20 protein-coding genes are annotated in these 20894 nt (G+C 67.1%); 5 read left to right on the forward strand and 15 right to left on the reverse strand.

Annotated elements, in window-relative coordinates:
• Positions 1-241: 241 nt before the first annotated feature.
• The 6 genes from hisH to NA5_RS20805 all read right to left on the reverse strand — a co-directional run bounded on the left by hisH (position 242) and on the right by NA5_RS20805 (position 5538).
• On the reverse strand, positions 242-877 hold the full coding sequence (gene hisH, locus NA5_RS20780) for an imidazole glycerol phosphate synthase subunit HisH (RefSeq protein ID WP_062988558.1): 636 nt from the start codon (positions 875-877) through the stop codon (positions 242-244).
• A complete protein-coding gene (gene hisB, locus NA5_RS20785) occupies positions 874-1488 on the reverse strand; it encodes an imidazoleglycerol-phosphate dehydratase HisB (protein WP_062988783.1) in 615 nt (204 codons plus the stop codon). The genes hisH and hisB overlap by 4 nt, the downstream gene beginning before the upstream one ends.
• Positions 1489-1511: 23 nt before the next feature.
• The gene (locus tag NA5_RS20790) at positions 1512-2669 is read right to left on the reverse strand and encodes a histidinol-phosphate transaminase (protein ID WP_062988560.1); all 1158 of its coding nucleotides are present in this window, start codon (positions 2667-2669) and stop codon (positions 1512-1514) included.
• A complete protein-coding gene (gene hisD / locus NA5_RS20795; RefSeq protein WP_062988562.1) occupies positions 2666-4003 on the reverse strand; it encodes a histidinol dehydrogenase in 1338 nt (445 codons plus the stop codon). Before hisD ends, NA5_RS20790 begins: the two co-directional genes overlap by 4 nt.
• Before the next feature lie 190 nt (positions 4004-4193).
• Positions 4194-4481 carry a putative quinol monooxygenase gene (locus NA5_RS20800; protein WP_062988564.1) on the reverse strand — a complete coding sequence of 96 codons (288 nt, stop codon included), beginning with the start codon at positions 4479-4481 and terminating at the stop codon, positions 4194-4196.
• Positions 4482-4497: 16 nt separating this feature from the next.
• Positions 4498-5538: an aldo/keto reductase gene (locus NA5_RS20805; RefSeq protein ID WP_062988566.1), complete on the reverse strand. Its 1041-nt coding sequence runs from the start codon at positions 5536-5538 to the stop codon at positions 4498-4500.
• A gap of 143 nt (positions 5539-5681) precedes the next feature.
• Between NA5_RS20805 and NA5_RS20810 the strand changes: the two genes are divergently transcribed.
• On the forward strand, positions 5682-6539 hold the full coding sequence (locus NA5_RS20810; protein ID WP_062988568.1) for a helix-turn-helix transcriptional regulator: 858 nt from the start codon (positions 5682-5684) through the stop codon (positions 6537-6539).
• A gap of 21 nt (positions 6540-6560) precedes the next feature.
• On the opposite strand, the gene NA5_RS20815 is transcribed toward NA5_RS20810, so the two are convergent.
• The 5 genes from NA5_RS20815 to NA5_RS20835 all read right to left on the reverse strand — a co-directional run bounded on the left by NA5_RS20815 (position 6561) and on the right by NA5_RS20835 (position 13297).
• Complete coding sequence (locus NA5_RS20815) at positions 6561-8216, reverse strand: serine/threonine-protein kinase (protein ID WP_084484296.1); 1656 nt, start codon at positions 8214-8216, stop codon at positions 6561-6563.
• Between the two features lie 116 nt (positions 8217-8332).
• Positions 8333-10090, reverse strand: coding sequence for a penicillin-binding transpeptidase domain-containing protein (locus tag NA5_RS20820; protein ID WP_062988570.1), 1758 nt, complete (start codon positions 10088-10090; stop codon positions 8333-8335).
• A gap of 58 nt (positions 10091-10148) precedes the next feature.
• Positions 10149-11009 carry an arylamine N-acetyltransferase family protein gene (locus NA5_RS20825; RefSeq protein WP_062988572.1) on the reverse strand — a complete coding sequence of 287 codons (861 nt, stop codon included), beginning with the start codon at positions 11007-11009 and terminating at the stop codon, positions 10149-10151.
• Positions 11010-11069: 60 nt separating this feature from the next.
• Positions 11070-12065, reverse strand: coding sequence for an alpha/beta hydrolase family protein (locus NA5_RS20830; RefSeq protein WP_062988574.1), 996 nt, complete (start codon positions 12063-12065; stop codon positions 11070-11072).
• A 20-nt stretch (positions 12066-12085) separates the two neighbouring features.
• Positions 12086-13297 (reverse strand): MFS transporter, encoded by a 1212-nt coding sequence (locus NA5_RS20835; RefSeq protein ID WP_062988576.1) that lies wholly within the window; start codon positions 13295-13297, stop codon positions 12086-12088.
• Positions 13298-13405: 108 nt separating this feature from the next.
• On the opposite strand from NA5_RS20835, the gene NA5_RS20840 reads away from it, so the two are divergent.
• The 3 genes from NA5_RS20840 (at position 13406) to NA5_RS20850 (ending at position 15542) form a co-directional block, all read left to right on the forward strand.
• Positions 13406-13741 carry an ArsR/SmtB family transcription factor gene (locus NA5_RS20840; RefSeq protein ID WP_062988578.1) on the forward strand — a complete coding sequence of 112 codons (336 nt, stop codon included), beginning with the start codon at positions 13406-13408 and terminating at the stop codon, positions 13739-13741.
• 111 nt (positions 13742-13852) lie between these two features.
• On the forward strand, positions 13853-14347 hold the full coding sequence (locus NA5_RS20845) for a tellurite resistance TerB family protein (RefSeq protein ID WP_084484297.1): 495 nt from the start codon (positions 13853-13855) through the stop codon (positions 14345-14347).
• A gap of 16 nt (positions 14348-14363) precedes the next feature.
• Positions 14364-15542 carry a winged helix DNA-binding domain-containing protein gene (locus tag NA5_RS20850; protein WP_062988581.1) on the forward strand — a complete coding sequence of 393 codons (1179 nt, stop codon included), beginning with the start codon at positions 14364-14366 and terminating at the stop codon, positions 15540-15542.
• Between the two features lie 3 nt (positions 15543-15545).
• On the opposite strand, the gene nadC is transcribed toward NA5_RS20850, so the two are convergent.
• The 3 genes from nadC to nadA all read right to left on the reverse strand — a co-directional run bounded on the left by nadC (position 15546) and on the right by nadA (position 19332).
• Positions 15546-16406, reverse strand: coding sequence for a carboxylating nicotinate-nucleotide diphosphorylase (gene nadC / locus NA5_RS20855; RefSeq protein WP_062988583.1), 861 nt, complete (start codon positions 16404-16406; stop codon positions 15546-15548).
• Between the two features lie 52 nt (positions 16407-16458).
• Positions 16459-18174, reverse strand: coding sequence for an L-aspartate oxidase (locus NA5_RS20860; RefSeq protein WP_062988585.1), 1716 nt, complete (start codon positions 18172-18174; stop codon positions 16459-16461).
• A 114-nt stretch (positions 18175-18288) separates the two neighbouring features.
• A complete protein-coding gene (nadA, locus tag NA5_RS20865; protein WP_062988586.1) occupies positions 18289-19332 on the reverse strand; it encodes a quinolinate synthase NadA in 1044 nt (347 codons plus the stop codon).
• 93 nt (positions 19333-19425) lie between these two features.
• Here nadA and NA5_RS20870 point away from each other — a divergent pair, with 93 nt between their 5' ends.
• Entirely contained in the window at positions 19426-20184 is a 759-nt protein-coding gene (locus tag NA5_RS20870; RefSeq protein ID WP_062988588.1) for an NUDIX hydrolase, read from the forward strand.
• 159 nt (positions 20185-20343) lie between these two features.
• Here the strand turns inward: NA5_RS20870 and NA5_RS20875 are convergent, their stop codons facing one another.
• A complete protein-coding gene (locus tag NA5_RS20875; protein WP_062988590.1) occupies positions 20344-20553 on the reverse strand; it encodes a hypothetical protein in 210 nt (69 codons plus the stop codon).
• Positions 20554-20894 lie beyond the last annotated feature (341 nt).

Consider the following 20894-nt stretch of genomic DNA (forward strand, 5'->3'; position numbering starts at 1 on the left):
ACGCACAAACATTCACTCCGGCCTTAAATCCGGAGCTTCAGTGAGGCAACTTGATGAAGCTTAGTCCAGCCGACTCCCGACACAAAATCGGGAACCTTCCGAACCAGTGTGATCGTCAGGCGCTCCTCGTCCTACCTCGTTTCCCAGGCCTTTCGGCTCCGGGTCGGTGTCCGTGTCGCTCTGACTTGGACAAAGTTACTTACCGCCGTGCACGATGTCAAATCGCCTGGCCAGCGGGTGTTTACAGCGAGTTCACCCAATTGCGGAGCAGCTGTGCCCCCGCATCACCGGACTTTTCGGGATGAAACTGGGTCGCCGACAGCGGACCGTTCTCGACGGCCGCCAAGAATGGGACGCCGTGTTCGGCCCAGGTGAGCTTCGGCGCGGCGAAGTGTTCGCTCGGTGGCAGGTCCCAGGTCTGTGCGGCATAGGAGTGCACGAAATAGAAACGGGTATCGCTGGCCATTCCGGCGAACAGGACACTGTCGGTAGGAGCCGACACCGTATTCCAGCCCATGTGCGGGAGCACCGGTGCGGACAGGCGCTCGACCACACCCGGCCATTCCGCGCATCCTTCGGTTTCCACACCGAATTCCACTCCGCGCTCGAACAGGATCTGCATTCCGACGCAGATACCGAGCACCGGACGACCACCGGCCAGCCGCTGACCGATGATGCGCTCACCTCTCACCTCGCGCAGGCCGGCCATGCAGGCGGCGAACGCGCCGACGCCGGGGACGACGAGTCCATCGGCGGCCAGCGCGATGTCGGCATCGGCGGTCACTTCGACATTCGCACCCGCGCGGATCAGCGCGCGGTGCGCGGAGTGCAGATTGCCGGAGCCGTAGTCGAGCAGTGCGACGGATTTGGTTGTCACAGCGTCCCCTTCGTCGACGGCACACCGCTCACCCGCGGGTCCAGTTCGACGGCGGCGCGCAAGGCCCGCGCCACCGCCTTGAATTCGGCCTCGGTGACGTGGTGCTGGTCGCGGCCATACAGCACGCGCACGTGCAGCGCGATGCGGGCGTTCAGTGCGATCGACTCGAAAACGTGCCGGTTGAGCACGGTTGAATAGGGCGCGCCGGGTCCGGAACCGGGAATCACCGCGTGCAGCAGGTGATCGGGTTCGCCGGTGTGTACGCAGTACGGGCGACCGGAGACGTCCACTGCCGCGTGCGCCATGGTCTCATCCATCGGGATGAAGGCATCGCCGAAACGACGGATGCCGGACTTGTCGCCCAGCGCCTTACCCAGCGCCTGGCCGAACACGATGGCGGTGTCCTCGACGGTGTGGTGCGCCTCGATCTCGATATCGCCCTCGGCGCGCACCGTCAGATCGAAGCTGGCGTGTGCGCCGAGCGCGGTCAGCATGTGATCGTAGAACGGGACGCCGGTGGCGATATCGGTCTTGCCGGTGCCGTCGAGGTCCAGTTCGACGACGATATTCGATTCCTTGGTGACGCGCTCCACCCGCGCGGTGCGATTCATCTTTGCTTCCTCCACAGGCGGATTCATCGGATGGTGAGGTCGGTATCGGCCAATGTGCCGCTGACGCGCAGGAATTCGTCGTTCTCGGCGGCCAGGCCGATGGTGGCGCGCAGATATCCCGGAATTCCGACATCGCGGATCAGCACGCCGCGGTCCAGATAGTGCTGCCAGGCGCGGGGGGCGTCGGTGAAATGACCGAAGAGCAGGAAGTTGGCGTCACTGGGGATCACCTCGAAACCCATGGCGGCCAGCGCTTGCGCGACCCGGTCGCGCTGTGCCGCCAGTTCGGCGACGCTGGCGAGGGTTTCATCGGCGTGGCGCAGGGCCGCGCGGGCGGCGGCCTGGGTCACGACCGACAGGTGATACGGCAGTCGCACCAGCAGCATCGCGTCGATCACCGCGGGGGCGGCGACCAGGTAGCCGAGGCGGCCGCCCGCGAAGGCGAAGGCCTTGCTCATGGTGCGGCTGACCACGAGTTTCGTCGGATACCGGTCGATGAGGGCGATTGCGCTCGGCTCTGCGGAGAATTCGCCGTATGCCTCGTCGACGACCACGATGCCCGGTGCGGCCGCGAGGATCCGGGCCAGGTCGGCCTGCGGAATGCTGTGTCCGGTCGGGTTATTGGGGCTGGTCACGAAGACCACATCGGGTCGGCGCTCGGCGATGACGGTGAGCGCGTAGTCGATATCGAGGGAGAAGTCGGCATTGCGTTTCGCCTCGACCCATTCGGTATCGATGCCCTCGGAGATGATCGGGTGCATCGAGTAGGACGGCACGAAACCCAGTGCGCTGCGGCCGGGTCCGCCGAAGGCCTGGAGCAATTGCTGCAGGATTTCGTTGGAGCCGTTGGCCGCCCAGACATTGGCGGTGTGCACCGCGACACCGGTCTGGCGGGTCAGGTATTCGGCCAGGTCGGTGCGCAGCGCGACGGCGTCGCGGTCCGGATAGCGGTGCAGGTCGGTGGCGGCGGCGCGAATGGATTCGGCGACGTCGTCGATGAGGGCCCGGCTCGGCGGGTGCGGGTTCTCATTGGTGTTCAGCTGCACCGGCACCGTCAATTGCGGTGCGCCGTAAGGCTTCTTGCCGCGCAGGTTCTCGCGCAGCGGCAGGTCGTCCAGGGTGATTTCGGAGCCGGGCACGGTGCCTGTGTCTATTCCCGCCCCGCCACCCCCCGGCGTCATGCCAGTGCCTCGAATCGTGCTTGTACGGCCTGGCCGTGTGCGGGCAGGTCTTCGGCATTGGCCAGGGCGACCACGTGACCGGCGACGTCTTTGAGTGCGGCCTCGGTGTATTCGACGACGTGGATACCGCGCAGGAAGGTCTGCACGCTCAGCCCCGATGAGTGCCGCGCGCAACCCGCCGTCGGGAGTACGTGATTGGAGCCCGCGCAGTAGTCGCCGAGGCTGACCGGGGCATAAGCACCGACGAAGATCGCCCCGGCGCTGCGTACTCGGGCCGCGACGCTCGGCGCATCGGCGGTCTGGATCTCCAGGTGTTCGGCGGCGTAGGCATTCACCACCCGCAGGCCCTGCTCGATACCGTCGACGAGCACAGTGCCGGATTGCTTGCCGGACAATGCCTCTCGCACCCGGTGCGCGTGCTTGACCACGGTCATCTGGGTGGTGAGCGCGGCGTCCACCGCGTCGGCGAGTTCGACGCTGTCGGTGACGAGCACGCTGGCGGCGAGCACGTCGTGTTCGGCCTGGCTGATCAGATCGGCGGCGACGTGGGCCGGATCGGCGGTGGCATCGGCCAGGATCGCGATCTCGGTGGGGCCCGCCTCGGCATCGATGCCGACCAGGCCGCGGCACAGGCGCTTGGCGGCGGTCACGAAGATATTGCCGGGGCCGGTGATCAGGTCCACCGGCTCGAGCTGTGCGCCGTCGGTGTCGATACCGCCGTAGGACAGCAGCGCGACGGCCTGCGCCCCACCGACGGCCCATACTTCCTCGACCCCGAGCAGCTTCGCGGCCGCCAGGATGGTCGGGTGCGGCAGCCCGCCGAACTGTGCCTGTGGCGGCGAGGCCACCACCAGCGAGTCGACTCCCGCCGCCTGTGCGGGCACCACATTCATCACGACGCTCGACGGGTAGACGGCATTGCCGCCGGGCACGTAGAGCCCGACCCGCTCGACCGGCACCCACCGTTCGGTGACCGTGCCACCTGGCACGACCTCGGTGGTGGTGTCGGTGCGGCGCTGATCGGCGTGCACCTTGCGGGTCCGTTCGATCGCGACCTCGAGCGCGGTGCGTACGGCCGGATCCAACTTCTCCAGCGCGGCATCGAGTTCGGCCGCGGGCACCCGCACGCTCGCCGGAATAACGCCGTCGAACTGCTCGCTGAACTCCAGCGCCGCCGCGACCCCGCGGTCCCGGATCGCCTCGACCACCGGTCGCACCTGATGCAGCACCGAGTCCACGTCGACTCCCCCGCGCGGCAGCGCGGTGCGCAGCTCGGCAGCGGAGGGAGTACGGCCGCGCAGATCAACGCGGGCGAGCTCGAGGCGGGATGTCATGAGGTCTGCGATCCTGTCTGTCCTGATTCTCGGACGCCGTGGCCGACGCCGAGCGGTCGGTATTTTCCGCTCCGCTCCAGTTACCAGCCTATCGGTCCGGTGCCATCCGTTATCCGCTGCGGTCGCCGGATGTGTTCCGGAGTACGGCCGCCTGCCCCGGTCCGGATAGGGACCGGGGCGCGGCGGGGTGTCAGGCCGAGACGAGACGCTTGATGATCATCGGTTCGGCGAGGATACGGCCGAGTACGTCACGCACATGGAAGAAATGTGGCGTCGTGAAGTGCTCGTCGAGGGCGTCGAGGCTGGTCCACTCCTCCACGAGGACCATGTGGGCGGGATCGTTGGGGTCGGTATACGGGTGGTAGTTCAGACAGCCGGGCTCGGCGAGGGACGGTTCGATCATTGCTTCGAGTGCCGTGCGCAGGCGGTCTTCGCGGCCAGGGGTCGCACGGAATTCGGCGACGACATGCAGTGTCATGGTGGTTCCTCGGAAATTACGCGCGGGCGGGGCCGGTGCCCGCGCCGGTCGTGGTGATAGCGGTCTCGATCGCGGCCAGGTCGTCGGTGGTGAGCGTCAGGTCACGGGCACCGAGCCAGCCGTCGATCTGAGCGGCGTTGCGCGCGCCGACGATCGCGCCGGTCACGCCTGGCCATGCGGTCGCCCAGGCCAGGGCCACCTCGGCGACGGTCACGCCATGGCGGGCCGCGATCGGGCGCATGGCTTCGACGAGGGCGAGCTTGGCGGACAGGCCGGTGGTGAAGTCCGGATGCGAACCGCGCCAGTCCTCATCGGGCAGATTGCGCAGGCGTTCCTCGGTGAATGTGCCGGTCAGCAGGCCCGATTGCAGTGGTGAGTAGACGATGACGCCGGTGCCGTTCTCGTGTGCCCAGGCGATATCGGCCGCGGCCGAGCGGTTGATCGCCGAGAACGGCGGCTGGATCGCATCGACATGGGCGATGGATTCGGCGACCTCGAGTTGCGCCGCGTCGTGGTTGGACAGGCCGATCGCGCGAACCTTGCCCTCCTTCTTCAGATCCGCCATGACCTGCCAGTACTCCTCGAGCGGGGTCGCCTGGTCGGTGGCCTCGCCCTCGGCGCCGTAGACGAAGACCGCGCCGGTATCCGGCCAGTGCACCAAATACAGATCGATGTGGTCGGTCCGCAGCCGACGCAGCGAATCCTCGATTTCCTTGCGCACCACATCGGGTCGCATGATCCGGCGCGGCGGGCCGGAACGGTCGTCACCTTCTGCCCAGATCAGGCCGGTTTTGGTGACGAGATAGGGCCGCTCAGCCTCCGGGATGTCGGTGAGCGCGCGGCCGAGGACATCCTCGGCGTGGCCGACGCCGTAGGCGGCCGCGGTATCGATCCAGTTGATTCCGGCGTGCACCGCGTGCCGAATCGCGGCGACCGAATCGGCGTCATCGATGGCGCCCCATGAGTACTCCCAACCGGATCCGCCGAAGACCCAGGTGCCGAAGCCGAGCGGGGTGATGTCCATGCCGGTGTCGCCGAGGGGGCGGGTGTTGCTCATTGTGTCCGTCTCCGTTCACTGCCGGAACCGTTCCGGCGGTGATCACTACTTTCGGCGCGGACAGCGGTGGTAAACAGCGCCGCGCGAGCCTGGGCACGGCATGACCAGGATGCGGCCCGGCACCCGCCTGGATACTGGACGACGTGAGTCTGGATCGACGTGCCGAACTCGGCGAATTCCTGCGTTCCCGGCGGGCGCGACTGAGCCCGGAGCAGGTCGGCCTGCCCGACTACGGCAGCCGACGACGGGTGCCCGGTCTGCGCCGCGAGGAGTTGGCCATGCTGGCCGGGGTCAGTGTCGATCACTATGTGCGCCTGGAACAGGGCCGCACCCTGCACTTTTCGGAGTCGGTGCTGGATGCCGTCGCGCAGGCGCTGCGACTTGATCCCGTGGAACGCGAACATCTGTATCGGCTGGCGCGGCCGTGGTCCGGCGAGGAGCCACCGGCCGAACAGGAAGTCCGCCCCGGACTGCGCAGACTGCTCGATACCGCCGCCGACGTGCCCGCCTACATCGTGGGCCGTGGCACCAATGTGCTCGCTTGGAATTCCCTTGCCGCCGCGCTGATTACCGATTTCGGCGCCCTACCGCCGCGCGAACGCAATCTCGCGCGACTTGTCTTCCTGGACGAGGGGATGCGCGAACTGTACGAGGACTGGGCGGCCAAGGCCGCCGATGTCGTGGCCTATCTACGCCTGGACATGGCCCGCAATCCCGGCGATGCCGGAATCGCTTCGCTCATCGAGGAATTGAGCGTGGACTCCGCCGACTTCGCCACCATGTGGCAGCGTCACGAACTCAAGGACAAGACGCACGGGCGGTACAGCTATCTGCACCCGGTTGTCGGTCGACTCGATCTGGGCTTCGAAACCTTGCGTCTGCCCGATGACCCGGATCAGGCGCTGATCATGCACACCACCGAACCGGATTCGCCGAGCGCGACTGCTTTGCAGTTGCTGGCGACGTGGGCGCGGACGTCGGTGCGCTCCGGATCGCGCTAGACCCGTGCGGGACAACTCGTTTCAGCGAGCGTCGCTGCTGCGAGTGTCGCTGTCGATGAGTGGAGCCCCGCTACCAGGGTTGATCAACCGAAGCGTCACCGACCTGTTCTGGCCTGCATAGGTCACGCTGGCCACATTGACGTCCACCGAACCGTCTGGGTTGCTGCCCGTACCACCGGCCGCATCAACAGTGTTGAAGCCCGTGACGCGATTCTGCGTCCAGTAATCCTGGAAAGCCGACTGATTGCTGTAGACCCGCTGGGCAGCGGGAGTCAACTGTTTCCACGCGGCCGTGAACCTCAGATAGATGAGGTTGTTGTAGAAGTCCACCACTTGATCGATGGATTGCCGCGAGTCTGCCGGGCCGACGCTCTTCGTCTGCCCCGGCGTACCAGCGGCAGTCGTGGAACTGGCCCCTTTGGACACCGATGACGAAGGCGGACTCGCTTGCACCGATGGCGTATTGGTGCCCGACTGATTCAGCGCACCGATCAGGATGGCCACGACGGCCACCACCGCACCGATGGTCGCACCGACCAGCACGGCCTTGCGCTTGCCACCGGACTTGCGTGGCGCCGGACGCGGCTGCGTCGCGGTCCGCGGATGGGCGGCGGTGCTCGGATGCGACGCAGCGGAGTTGTTGGGACGAGCGGAATTTCGCGGCGGCGGCGCCGGGCGGGGCTGCCGCGCGGTCGGCTGGTGCTCCCGCGTCGGATTCGCGGGCGGGCGCAGCGCACGGGTCGCGGATTCGCCGTGCCGACCGAAAGCCTCACTGGCGGGCACGAATCCGGCGTGCACCGGCGCGGAACCGGAATCGGCGAGCGCGGAAAGATGTTCGCGGGCCGCACGCATCGTCGGTCGCTCGGCGGGATCCGGGCTGAGCAGATCCAGCAGGAAGTCGGTCGCCGGGCCCGCGTGCCGCGGTTCGCTCACCTGGCCGTTGGCCGCGGCGTAGAGCACGGCGAGCGGATTGGCGCTGGAACCGTACGGCGGTTCGCCCTCGAGTGCGTGGAAAAGCGTTGCCCCCAAGGCGAATACATCGGCGGCCGGCGTCGGGTCGGCGCCGCGGGCCACCTCCGGCGCGAGATAGGCGGCGGTACCGCAGATCAGGCCGGTCTCGGTGAGGGTGACGTCACCGGTGGCGCGGGAAATGCCGAAATCGGTGATCTTCACCGTGCCGGTGTCGTCGAGCAGGATATTGCCCGGTTTGACATCGCGGTGCACGATTCCGGCGTGATGCGCGGCGATGAGCGCCGAGGCGACCTGTTCGCCGATCCGCGCGACCTGGGTCAGCGGCAGCATGCCCTGCGCGGAGATCACTCCGGCCAGACTCTTCGACTTCAGGTATTCCATCACCAGGCACGGATCGCCGTTGTGCTCGGTGATATCGAAGACCACGATCGCATTCGGGTGCTGGAAGCGGGCCGCATTGCGGGCCTCGCGGAACGCACGCTGACGCACCACGTCGCGCTCGGCTTCGGGCAGGCTGGGCTTGATGTGGATCTGTTTCACCGCGACCGAGCGTTGCAGGCGTTCGTCGACGGCACGCCAAACAACACCCGTGCCGCCGCTACCAATCCGCTCGACCAGGCGGTAGTGCTCCGCGATCAATTGACCGGTATCGATGGCGCCTACTCCGAACCTTCTCGAAATCGTGACATCACGCGTATTGACCATCAACGCGTTCCGCCGACGAGTGTAGCGGGGCGCAATCCTCGGCACGCGGCTGCGGGGGTATATTCGCCGCCCACAACGCGCCGAATGCTAACGCAGTGCCGATTCGACAGTATCGCTTAATGCCGTGCACGCAGCATACGGCCTGCGGCCTCCACTGCCGGACCCGAGCTGTTCGCATCGCTGACGAATACGGCGAAGGCCAGGTCACCGTCTATGCCGACGAACCAGCCGTGCGCGTGCTTGTCATCGATGTACTCGGCGGTGCCGGTCTTGCCGATCAGGCCGGGAATATCGCGCAGCGCGGTAGCGGTGCCGCCGGTAATGGTTTCGCGCATCATGGTTTTCAGCTGCTCATCGGTGGTCGGCGGCAGTGCCGCCTGGGTACGGTCGGCCGCGCCGGGCCGCCCGTCGACGACCATCGGCAGCGGCATCGATCCGCGCGCGATGGATGCGGCGACCAGCGCCATGCCGAACGGCGAGGCAGTCACCTTGCCCTGACCGATGCCGGACTCCACTCGCTGCGCGGGGGTGTCCGCGGTCGGCACTTTGCCGGTGACGGTGGTCAGGCCGGGTGTGACGAAGTCGATGCCGAGACCGAGCTGTGCCGCGGCGTCGGTCAGCCCGTTCGGTGCGAGGTTCACCGCGAGTTGCCCCATGGTGGTGTTACAGGACTGGGCGAAGGCGGTGTGCAACGGCACAGTGCCGAGATCGAAGTTGTTGTCGTTGGGGATGCGGCGGCCCTCGATATTCGCCGTGGCCGGGCACGGCAGCACGGTGTCGGGTGTCACCGCGCCGGATTGCAGTGCGGCCGAGACCGTGACGGTCTTGAAGGTCGAACCCGGCGGATACAGGCCGGTGAGCGCGATCGGCCCCTGTGCGTCGGCGGCCGCGTTCTGCGCGACGGCCAGCACCTTTCCTGTGGAGGGCTGCAGCGCGACGATCGCGGCGGGCTGGGGGATCGGCGTCAACGCGCTCTCCGCGTAGCGCAACAGATCGGTGTCGAGTGTGGTGACGATATCCGCGGTGGGTTTCGGATCCTGTCCGGCGACGCGTTCGGTGCCGTCGGCGGTCTGCGCCCGCACCGCCCAACCTGCCGCCGCGTCGGCGGAGCTCTGCCAGAGGTCGGCGAGGCCGGACAGCACCGGTGATGCGAGGGATTTATCGGTGGCGAGCAGGCGGGTCTGCGGCGCGAGGGTGACGCCGGGAATCGCGGCAAGCGCGGTCTGGATCGGGGCGATATCGGCATCGCGCAGGGTGACCGCGGTGATCGACTTGCCCTGTGCTGACTTGCCTTGGGCCGCAGCCAGATCCGATTGCAGTGACTGGGCGGTGATGTCGGCGGCGACAGGAGCGAGCACCGCCGCGAGCGCGACGGTGTCGGCGCCCGGGGCGACGTTCACCAGGGTGATCACCTGCTCGGTCATCAACTCACCGCCCGATGCCTCCAGCACGCGCGCGGGCTTCGGATAGGTGGTGGCGTAGCTCAGCGGACCGAGAGCGAGACCGGGTGCGATGGCATTGGGATCCCATTTGATCTTCCAGCCGTCGCCGGAATCGCTCGCCGAACCGTTGGTGGTGTAGCTCCACTCGTTCTTGCCGAACTTCCAGGTGGCGGCGAGGGTGAAGGAGTTCTTGTCCGCGCTGCGGACCTCGAATTTCACCTCCTTGCCGAGCCCGTCGTATAGCTTGCCCAGCGCATCCGACGCCTTGGTCGGATCGTCGGTGAGTGCGGCGGCCGCGGCGATATCGTCGCGGCTGAGCGCATCGGCGAACTGCCCGGCGACGGTGTCGGGCTGGTCCGGCGCTGAGCTGCAACCACTCAGGGCCAGGGCGGAGGCTGCGAACAGAACGAGAAAATTCCGGTAAGCACGCACCCGGCCGACTCTAGTGCCGGACGGCAACGAGCCTGGGTAACCCGCACGGAGCGGATTCTCAGGTGAGCAGCCAGGGCCCCTGGGCGAGCGCGGTGGCGTCGGGTTCGGACAGGTCGATATCGAAGACCTCGCTGAGGATTTTCGGCAGTTCGGCGAGTTCGAGTTCGCGGGTTTCGCTGGAGCCGTCCGGATATTCGGTGATGAGGGTGAGGTTGTCCAGTACGTGGTGGACGTCCGGGAGGAAGCGCTGCACGAACGGTCGGGCGGTGAACGGTGAGCGCGGCGAGGTGGAGACGAAGTGGTTGCCGACCGCGAAATCGATGCGGTACTGCGGGTTCAGCGTGAAGGTGTAGCGGTCGATCCAGCCGTCACGGCCGAATTGGTGCAGCACCCACAGGTCGCTGTCGAGTTCGCCGGTGGTGCGTTCGAGGCGGAAAAGCCAGTCACCGAGCGCGAATTCGCCGCCCTCGACCAGTTCGTAGGGCGCGAGCGGTCCGGAGCCGAAGCCGACATCGCAGATCCAGACGCGATCGTCATCGTCGGTGGTAACACGCAGCAGGGCGTGGGTGGCCGGGCGCAGACCGTCGGATACACCCATGGTGACCCGCCCGCTGAGACCGGTCACGCCGAAGCCGAGCCGTTCCAGCGCGGCGGCGAACAGGCCGACGTTCTCGTAGCAGTAGCCGCCGCGTCGATTCCGGATCATCTTGTCCTGCAAGGATTCCAGATCCAGCGGGACGGGACGGCCGAGAATGGATTCCAGGTTCTCGAACGGGATCGTGGTGGTGTGCGCGTAGACGAGGGCGCGCAGGGTGGCCAGCGTCGGGGTGCGCTCGCCGGTGTAGCCGATGCGGGCCAGGTACGCGTCGAGGTCCAATTCCGCGCCGTTCCAGTGGTACGCGGGGTCATTCGGCTTCATTGCACCTCTCCTTGTATCCGATCCTGCCCGAATGAACCACAACACACCGACAGGTGTTCCCTAAGCGGCGCATTTGGCGTTCGGCGGGGCCGCGGGAGCGGTCATGATGTCGTGGCCGACATCGACGAGATAGTCACGGTCGGGTCCGTCGACGGGTTCGGTGCCGAGCAGCAGGCGCTCGACGACGCAGCCGCCCTCGAAGTACGCAGGACCGACGCTGTGATCGCCGGGGACAACGGCGCCGTTCAGATCACGACCGGTGACGATGGTGTACATCGAGGTGGGTTTGCCCGCGGCGAGCAGTCCGGCGCGCATTTCCAGGGTCGCCGGGTACGGCACCACATCGTCACTGGTGCCGTGGATGAGGAAGGCGCGTTTCATGCTCATCCGGGCGGCAAGGAGAACGGGCGAGCGTTCGGCATAGGCCTGCGGGCAGACCGTCGGGGCGCAGCCGCCCGCATCGCGTTCGATCTGGGCGGGCAGTGCCGGATCGACGCCCGCCGAGGCGATCCACATGGTGAAATCGTCCGCCGGGCCGTAATTGTCGACCCAATAGTCGAAGAGTCCCCGTGGACCGTGCGCCACCGCGAGTCCGCTCATGGTGCCGCCCTGGCTCCAGCCCCACAGCACGGTGCGGCCGATCGTCGGGTGCTCGTTCTTGTACCACTGGGTGGCGGTGACGATATCGCGCCAGCCCGCCCACAGATTCCAGTCGCCGGTGCGCCAGACGCTTGTCGCGCTGCGGGCGTCCATGGACAGGATCGGGGTCGCGGTGCGGCGGACGATCGAGGTCAGATATCCGGCGTAATCGGCGGAGGTGCCGTCGTGGCCGTGGACCGCGACAACCAGATCGCCCGGTGTCAGATCGCCCGCCGCACAGCGATACGGCTCGTAGACCCGGCCGGTGGCATCCTCGCCGTCCACCGTCACGGTCACCGGCCGCACGTCGACCTGGACCGCGCATTCGGGTTCGGCCGAAACCGACGGTGCGACAAGGCTTGTCGTCGACACCGCGGCGAACAGCGCGCAGCCGAGCGTCAGCAGGAGGTGTCTCATGCTGGAATGATGACATGCGGCTATCGCTGTCCGGTCACGGTAAAGGGGCGAGTCGCGACGAATACCGCGCCGAGTACCGCCGCGGCACCCACTATGCCCGCGAAGGTGGTCGCGCCCGCGGGCAAACCGATTGCGTCGCTGAGGAATCCGGCCGATAGCGGAAGCACCGCGGCAGGCAGATAACCGCCGACGTTCTGGGCGGCATTGGCCTCGGCGAGCCGATCGGCTGGCACGCTCGCGCTGATCGCCGTGAGGCCACCGAACTGGCCCATGCCCTGGCCGATGCCCGCGAGGATCGCGGCGGCGGCGAAGAACGCGATCGATGACAGTCGCAGCGCCACGACCAGGGTGATCATGCCGAGCAGGGTGGCCGCGGTGCCGCCGAGCAGGATCGTGCGCAGGCGCAGCCGCCGCACCGCGAATTGGATGCCGGTGGCGCCGAGGAACATGACGAAGGCCAGGCCGCCCGCGAGTACTCGGTTGGTGGCGCCCAAGAGGTTCGACAGGACTGAGGGGCCGAGCGAGAGCACGAATGATGTCGCCGTGATACCCGGCGCAAAGACCGCGATGCCGAGCAAGACGGCCGTGCGTCCGGCGGGTGCGACCGCCGGAATGCGGATCCATGGGCCGCTTCCGCGAGCGCCCCTCGGCAGGTCGAGCCGCGCTATGACCGCGAAAGCCGTAGCGAGTAAGACGATTTCGACGACGAAGATGGTGACAGTCGGGCCGGGAAGGAGCTGCGCAAGCAGACCCGCCAGAAACGGACCGAAGCCCGCGCCGAGCACCATGGCCGATGAGGCCGCAAGGGCGGCAAGGCGTTTGCGCTCCGGGCCGCCGATATCGGTCACCGCCGCCATCCCCGCCGAGACGGCCGCGCCGACCGCTATTCCGGTGAGCAGGCGCGCGATCGCCAGCATCGCGACCGAATTCGCGGTGGCGAACAGTACGCACGCGAGCATCGCGAGAATTACCGCGGGTAGCAGTACGGGCTTGCGGCCGATGCGGTCCGAGACAACTCCCGCGACCAGCAGCGCACCCAGCAAACCGACTATGTAGCAGGCGAATACGGCGGTCAACGTGCCCGAGGAGAAGCCGAGCCGGTGCTGCCATACGACATAGAGGGGAGTCGGCGCATTCGAGAGCACGAATACCGCGAGCACAGGCCAGGCCGCCAGCCATACCGCGCCGTCACGCCGCACCTCGGTTTCCGGTTTCGCCGCGAGCGTCGTCATCCCAACCTCCATAGTTCGATATTTCTCGTACCAGTACGACGGGAGTCGAACCTAACATCTAGTACGATAGAAGTCGAACCAAGGATTCGCCGATCCGCAGGAGAGCCGATGCCATCGACCGACACCGTCGCGACCACGCTGCCCGAACCGACGCGTGCCGAACTGCGGCTCGAGGATGTGCTCGGCGTGCTCAGCGATCCGCTGCGGCTGAGCATGGTGCAGAAATTGCTGCTCGAATCTCCCGAGACCGATCGCTCCTGCGGCTGGTTCGAGATCGGTCGGCCGAAATCGACACTGACACACCATTTCCGGGCGCTGCGCGAGGCCGGTGTCACCCGTCAGCGGCAGTACGGATTGGAGCGCCGCAGCCGGGTGCGAATCGAGGATTTGGACGCACGTTTTCCGGGCCTGCTCGATCTGGTACGCGCCTGGCAGCCGAGGTAATTCCGCGGTGTTTCGGGGGCACGCGTGTCCCGGTGGGTTCTGCTACCTTCGCGATAGTCGATCCAGAGTTCGGGCCGGTCTGTCGTCCGAACCTCGTTCCGGGGAGTTTCCATGGCCTTCTTGAACCGTCTCATCAGCAACGCGAGCAGTATCAGCCGCTTGATGGATCTGGTGGACAAGGCCCCGCAGTGGCGAGCGCAATTGCTGGCCAAGAAGAACGAGCTGCGCAGCGGCACGTTCCGGGATGCGAGCATGGGCATGTGCGCACTCGTCGCCGCGGCCGACGGCAGCATCGATCCGGCCGAGCGCATGCGGGTGGCCGGACTCATCGGCTCCGATCCGGTGCTGCAGAACTTCCCGACCGATGAATTACGTGACCTGTTCGAGGACAACTGCAACCGACTGGTCAGCGATCCGGCCTTCGGGCGCGCCCATGTTCTGCAGCAGATCGGCAAGGCGGCGGGTAAGCCCACCGAGGCACGAGCGGTCGTCCAGATCGGCATCATGATCGGCAATGCGGACGGGAATTTCGATCAGGACGAGATCGCGGCGGTGCGGGAGGCGTGCCAGACGCTGCGGGTGGATCCGGAGCAGTTCGGCATCTGACCGCTACCATTCGCATATGCGTTCGATTGATGCGGCGGAACGGCGGGCCCGGCTCGGGCGACGACATCGGCTCACGCCGGCGTGTCGCACCGATGACATTGCCGAGATCGTTCGATCCCTCGTTGTCCTGCATGCGACCGATCCGGCGACGGTGTATCTATCGGTGGGCGCGCGCAGTCTGACCGCCGAGCCCGCACATGTCGAGAAGGCGCTGTACGACGATCGGACGCTGCTGCGCTTGCTGGCGATGCGGCGCACGATGTTCGTCGCGCCGGTCGAATTGCTGCCGGTATTGCAGGCGTCGTGCGCGGATGCGTTGGCGGACAAGCAACGTCGCACCTACGGCAGGTTCATCGAACAGGCCGGGGTTGTGGACGGGGATGTGCGCGCCTGGCTCGCCGACGTCGAAGACGAAACGCATAAGGCGCTTTTGGCGCGCGGGGCGGCGACCGGCGCACAGTTGAGCAAGGACGTGCCTCGGCTGCGCACGCAGGTGAATCCCGCTCCGGGCAAGGCGTATTCGCGTCCAACCAGCATTACCACCTGGGTGCTCGTGATTCTCGGTGTCGAGGGGCGCATCGTGCGCGGTCGCCCGAACGGCGGCTGGACGAGCAGCCAATACACCTGGTCGCCGATCGAAACCTGGCTGCCGCAAGGCGTTGCGACCATGTCCGCCGATGCGGCCCGGGCCGAACTCGTCCGGCAGTGGCTCTACGCCTTCGGCCCCGCGCCCGTCACCGATATCAAGTGGTGGACCGGCTGGACACTTGCGGAGGTTCGGAAGGCCCTGGCCCAACTCGATGTGGTGGAGGTCGATCTCGACGGCACCACCGGGCTATTACTCGCCGACGACCAGGACCCGACCCCCGAGCCCGAACCCTGGGCGGCCCTACTTCCCGCCCTCGACCCGACCCCGATGGGCTGGCAGTCCCGCGACTGGTACCTCGGCCCACACGCCCCGATCCTCTTCGACCGCAATGGAAATGTCGGCCCGACCATCTGGTGGAACGGTCGCATAGTCGGCGGCTGGGCCCAACGCAAAGATGGCGAAATCGTCTACCGCCTACTCGAAGACATCGGCTCCGAAGCCGAATCGCGCATCGAAGCCGAGGCCGCTCGCACCGCCACCTGGTACGGCGAAGTTCGCGCCATCCCCCGATTCCGCACGCCGTTGGAACGCGAACTCACCGCCTGACGACTACATGTCCAGGCCGAGATCGAGGACACGCACGGAGTGGGTCAGGGCACCTACGGCCAGGTAGTCGACACCGGTGCGGGCGTAGTCGGCGGCGTCGGCGAGGGTCAGGCCACCGGAGGATTCGAGCTTGGTATCAGGGGCCTTGGCGTTGCGGCGTTGGACGGCGGCTTGGGTTTGCCACAGCGGAAAGTTGTCCAGTAGCACCAGTTCGACGTTTTCGGCCAGGACGGCGTCGAGTTGTTCGAGACTGTCCACCTCGACCTCGCAGGCGATATCGGGGGCCAAGTCGCGGACAGCGCGCAGGGCGGCGACCACCGAACCGGCGGCGACCACGTGGTTGTCCTTGATCAAGGCGGCGTCGCCGAGGCCCATGCGGTGGTTGACGCCACCGCCGACGCGCACCGCGTACTTCTGCAGGGCACGCAGGCCGGGTAGGGTTTTGCGGCTGTCGCGGATGCGGCAGTTGGTGCCAGCGACCTCGTCGACCCAGGCGGCGGTTGCGGTCGCGATGCCGGAGAGGTGGCAGACCAGGTTGAGCATGGTGCGTTCGGCGGTGAGCAGGCCGCGAGTCGGCGCGACCAGCCCGAGCACCGACCGCCCCGGCTCGACCCGGGTGCCGTCGGCGACCCGATCGGTGATTTCGTAATTACCCGCACCGATCACCTCGTCGAGCACGAGCAGCCCGACATCGAGCCCGGCCACCGTGCCCGGCTGGCGCGAAACCACCGACGCCTTCACCACCGCGTCGGCGGGAACCGTTGCCGCCGTGGTGATATCGGGGCCGTAGCGCAGATCCTCATCCAGTGCGGCGCGGATCAGGGCCAGCACCTCGTCACGATCCAGGCCGGTATCCAGTCCCATCAGTGCACTCCTCGTCCTACTGGAAATTCGCTGTGCTCGTGCAGTGCCGCGGTCATGAGGCGCTGGGAATGGCGTCCTGGGTCCATGTGGTGAGGTCGAGACCGTCGGGGGCGGGGACGGGATGACCTTCTGGGCCCAGACGCACTGCGCGACTGCGGGATTGGTGGTCGTCAGGGGTTGGGTGGTCGGAGCGGGTATGTGAGCCGCGGCTTTCGGTGCGGGCCGCCGCGGAGAGCAGCAGGACCTGGGCGGTGAGGGTGAGGGCGGCGTCCTCGAATGCGGTGATGCGTTGTGCCGCGGCGTTGCGGTCCGCGGTGTCGACACTCACCGCCCCGCTGGTGTTGAGCGCCGAGAGCTCGATCGCCGCACCCGCGAATCGCTGGTTGGTCAGCTCGGCGCGCAGGCGACTTGCCGCACTGTGCGACACGGCATCACGCAACCGCACGGCCGCATCCGACAATCCGGCGGCGTCGCGAACCACCGAGGCGTGCAATGTCATCGACTGCTGCACCAAGGCGCGGGCCGCGCGCGGAATGGTATGGAATGACACGTCGGAGACGTGTGCCTCCTCGTCGAGACGTTCGGCGGCGGCTATCCCGGCCCGCTCGCCGACCACCAGCCCCTCCAACAGACTGTTCGAGGCCAGCCGGTTGGCGCCGTGCAGGCCGGTCCGGGCCACCTCACCCGCGGCATATAGACCGGGAACCGCGGTCCGGCCATGGGTGTCGGTCACGACCCCGCCGCATTGATAGTGCGCGGCGGGTGCGACCGGAATGAGATCGTCACGCGGGTCGATCCCGGCGGCCAGGCAGGATGCGGTGATCGTCGGAAACCGCTGTGGGAAGCTGTCGATCGCGCGGGCGTCGAGATAGACGTGATCGGTGCCGAGGGCGCGCATCCGTGCGGCGATCGCCCGCGACACCACATCGCGCGGTGCGAGATCCCCACGCGGGTGCACCCCGGCGGTGATCGAATTCCCTTCGGAATCGACCAGTATCGCGCCCTCACCGCGGACGGCCTCGCTGATCAACGGGCGTCTGCCGAGTCCACCAGGGGTGTAGAGCACCGTCGGATGGAACTGCACGAATTCGAGATCGGCCACCGTGGCACCCGCCCACAGCGCAAGCGCGATGCCGTCCGCGGTCGCGCCCGGCGGATTCGTACTCAGCGCGTACAGCTGTCCGAGCCCGCCCGTGGCCAGCAGCACCGCCGGTGCGTGCACGACCCCGAATCCGTTCTCCGACACCGCTATCACGCCCTGCACACCGGTCCGCCCGGTGACGACTTCCAGTGCCGCGGCGCCGAACAGGACCGGCAGCCCGGCCGCGTTCAGCGCGCGCTGCACCTCGGCGCCGGTGGCGTCACCTCCGGCGTGGATGATCCGACGCGTGCTGTGTCCGCCCTCGCGGGTGCGCGAGATCTGACCGTCCCGAGCGAGATCGAAGACCGCGCCCAGATCGGTGAGCGCGGCGACGGCGGCCTGACCGCCCTCGACGATCGACCGCACCGCGGCCTCGTCGCACAGTCCGGCACCGGCCTCGACCGTGTCGAGCACATGCGATTCCACCGAATCCTCATGCGGCGCAACAACGGCGATACCACCCTGGGCATACTGGGTCGCGGTATCCGTCGGTCCGCCCTTGCTGAGGATGAGCACCCGCAGACCGCGCAGCGATGCCGTCCGTGCCGCGGTCAACCCGGCGACACCTCCGCCGATCACGACCAGATCGGCGGCGGCTTCCCAGTCGATCCGCGGCGCGACGCTCATGCGCCCCTGCCCTTCTCGACTCGGTCAGCAGCGGTATCGCTACCGACCGCCCCGGCGCTCATTCCGCACCGCCACTCCGGACGAGCGCGCACGTCGCGCTCCGATCGCGGCCGTTCATTCGCCACCACCCGGGTTGCCGATTTCGATCATGCGCTGCACCGAATTGCGGGCCAGCGCGGCGGTTTCCAGGTCGACGTGCACCTCATCGGTGTTCTCCACGAGCGAGCGCAACAGCGCCGCCGGGGTGATCATCTTCATGTACTTGCAGGACGCACGATCGTTCACGGCCTGGAAGTCGATGCCGGGGGCGGCCTTGCGCAGCTGGTGCAGCATGCCGACCTCGGTGGCGACCAGGACCTGATTCGACTTCGCGGCCTTGGCGGCATCGATCATCCCGCCGGTCGAGAGAATGTGCACCCGGTCGGCCGGGAACGAGCCCTCGCCCGCCAGGTACAAAGCCGAAGTGGCGCAACCGCATTCGGGGTGCACGAACAGTTCGGCATCCGGGTGGGTGCGGGCCTGTTCGGTCAGCTCGTCGCCGTTGATACCCGCGTGCACATGGCATTCGCCCGCCCAGATGTGCATATTCGCGCGGCCGGTGACCCGCTTGACGTGCGCGCCGAGGAACTGGTCCGGCAGGAACAGCACCTCGCGGTCGGGATCGATGGAGGCGACCACATCGACGGCATTCGAGGAGGTGCAGCAGATATCGGTGAGCGCCTTCACCGCGGCGGTGGTGTTGACATACGAGACGACCACCGCATTCGGGAATTCGGCCTTCCAGGCCCGCAATTCGTCGGCGGTGATGGAATCGGCCAGCGAACAGCCCGCCCGCTGGTCCGGAATGAGCACGGTTTTCTCGGGGCTGAGGATCTTGGCCGTTTCGGCCATGAAGTGCACACCGCAGAACACGATGGTGTCCTCGGGCGCCTCGGCCGCGATGCGCGACAGTGCCAGCGAGTCACCGACGTGGTCGGCCACGTCCTGGATCGCGGGCAACTGGTAGTTGTGCGCGAGAATCGTCGCGTTGCGCTCCCTGGCGAGGCGTTTGACCTCGGCCGCCCACTCCGGTGTGGCCTCGACACCGGAGAACCCGGTCGGACCATCGACTACCTGCCCCATCAGCGGGGGCGCCAGCTTCACACCCATGGTCGCCATGGATGGCTCCTCTCCTCGTGCGCTCGGCTCTTGTGCCTATTCACATGCCAGCCGATTCGCACCAAACCAGGTTTTCGACTTACAATCGAAAACGTGGCCCATAGTAGCACCATCCACGAAACCCTCACCGCGGTGTTCCAGGTTCGGCGCTTCCTCGAGGACATCAACGCAGGTAGCAGCCCTGCACGCATGACAGATGAGCTGATTCGGCCATGTCCGCCCGGTCAGCGGACCGAACTCGCCGTGCTGCTATGGGAGCGCGCACTCGACCCGCAGAAGGGCACCTGGTCGCTGCCCGGCGGGCGGTTGCGCGATGACGAAGACCTCAATGTCTCGGCCCGTCGCCAGCTCGCCGAGAAGGTCGATGTGCGCGAGCTGGCGCATCTGGAGCAGCTGTCGGTATTCAGCAATCCGGACCGAGTGCCCGCGCCGCGCCGGATCGCCTCGGCCTATCTGGGGCTGGTCCCGCTGACCGCGGACCCGCAGCTGCCCTCGGACACCACCTGGCATCCGGTTTCCCAGCTGCCGCGCATGTCGTTCGACCACGGCACGGTCGTGGAACACGCGCGCACCCGGCTCGCGGCGAAGCTGTCCTATACCAATATCGCCTTCGCACTGGCACCGGAGCGGTTCACCATGTCAACGCTGCGCGAAATCTACTGTGCCGCACTTGGTTACGATGTCGATACCACGAACTTGCAGCGCGTCCTCACCCGCCGCAAGGTGATCACGCCGACCGGCGCGACCGCATCCCCCGGCCGGGCGGGTGGACGCCCCGCAGCGGTCTATCGGTTCACCGACTCCGAGCTCCGGGTCACCGACGAATTCGCCGCATTGCGTCCACCCACCTGACCTCCCCGCGATCGCCTGCCCCACGATCGCCCCCTTCGTTCGGCGACCGCTTCCCCGCAAGCGCTCGCCGAATTCGAAATGGACTGTGCCGTGGCCACTGCCGTAGGGGCCACGGCATCCGAGCGTGCCCTCGTCACCATCGACCAGGGCACTCCCCTTCTACTCGGACAGCCCGCCGGGCGCCCCCAGGCGCCCGGAGCTCAAAACGCACACCGGCCAGATACACGGGAACGCGGCCGAAGCCTCGACCCGGGTGACCGGCACCTCGCCCGGCGGTTCGGCGATCGCTTGTGCTGCGCCGGAAATCATTCCGATCGCCAGCACGGCACCCGCCACCGCCGACTTGCCATACTCCGATTTCCAGGACATTGCTCTCCCCCTCCGAATCGCTGAACCCTTCCGGTGTTTCGCGGAGTCGAGACCGAAATCCGGGCTCCGCGGTTCGAACGATTCGAACAACTCGGACGGTACGGACCGATCGCTCGCAGCGGTACGGAGTGCTGGGGGGCGTCGCCGAATACAGCTGGTCACAGTCGGATACGAGTTATCCGGACCGGAAGGGGCAGGCCGCTCCGCATTCCGGACCGGATGGCCACACGGTGCCGCGAGACGGTGAAAGCCCTGTGGCAGAACACTTTCCGACCTCGCCGCCAAATCCGCCGCAGACCGGTTGCTCAGCGGATGCGACCAGACGGTTGCGCCCGGAAGAT

The sequence above is a fragment of the Nocardia anaemiae NBRC 100462 genome, assembly GCF_001612725.1.
GTDB lineage: Bacteria > Actinomycetota > Actinomycetes > Mycobacteriales > Mycobacteriaceae > Nocardia > Nocardia anaemiae.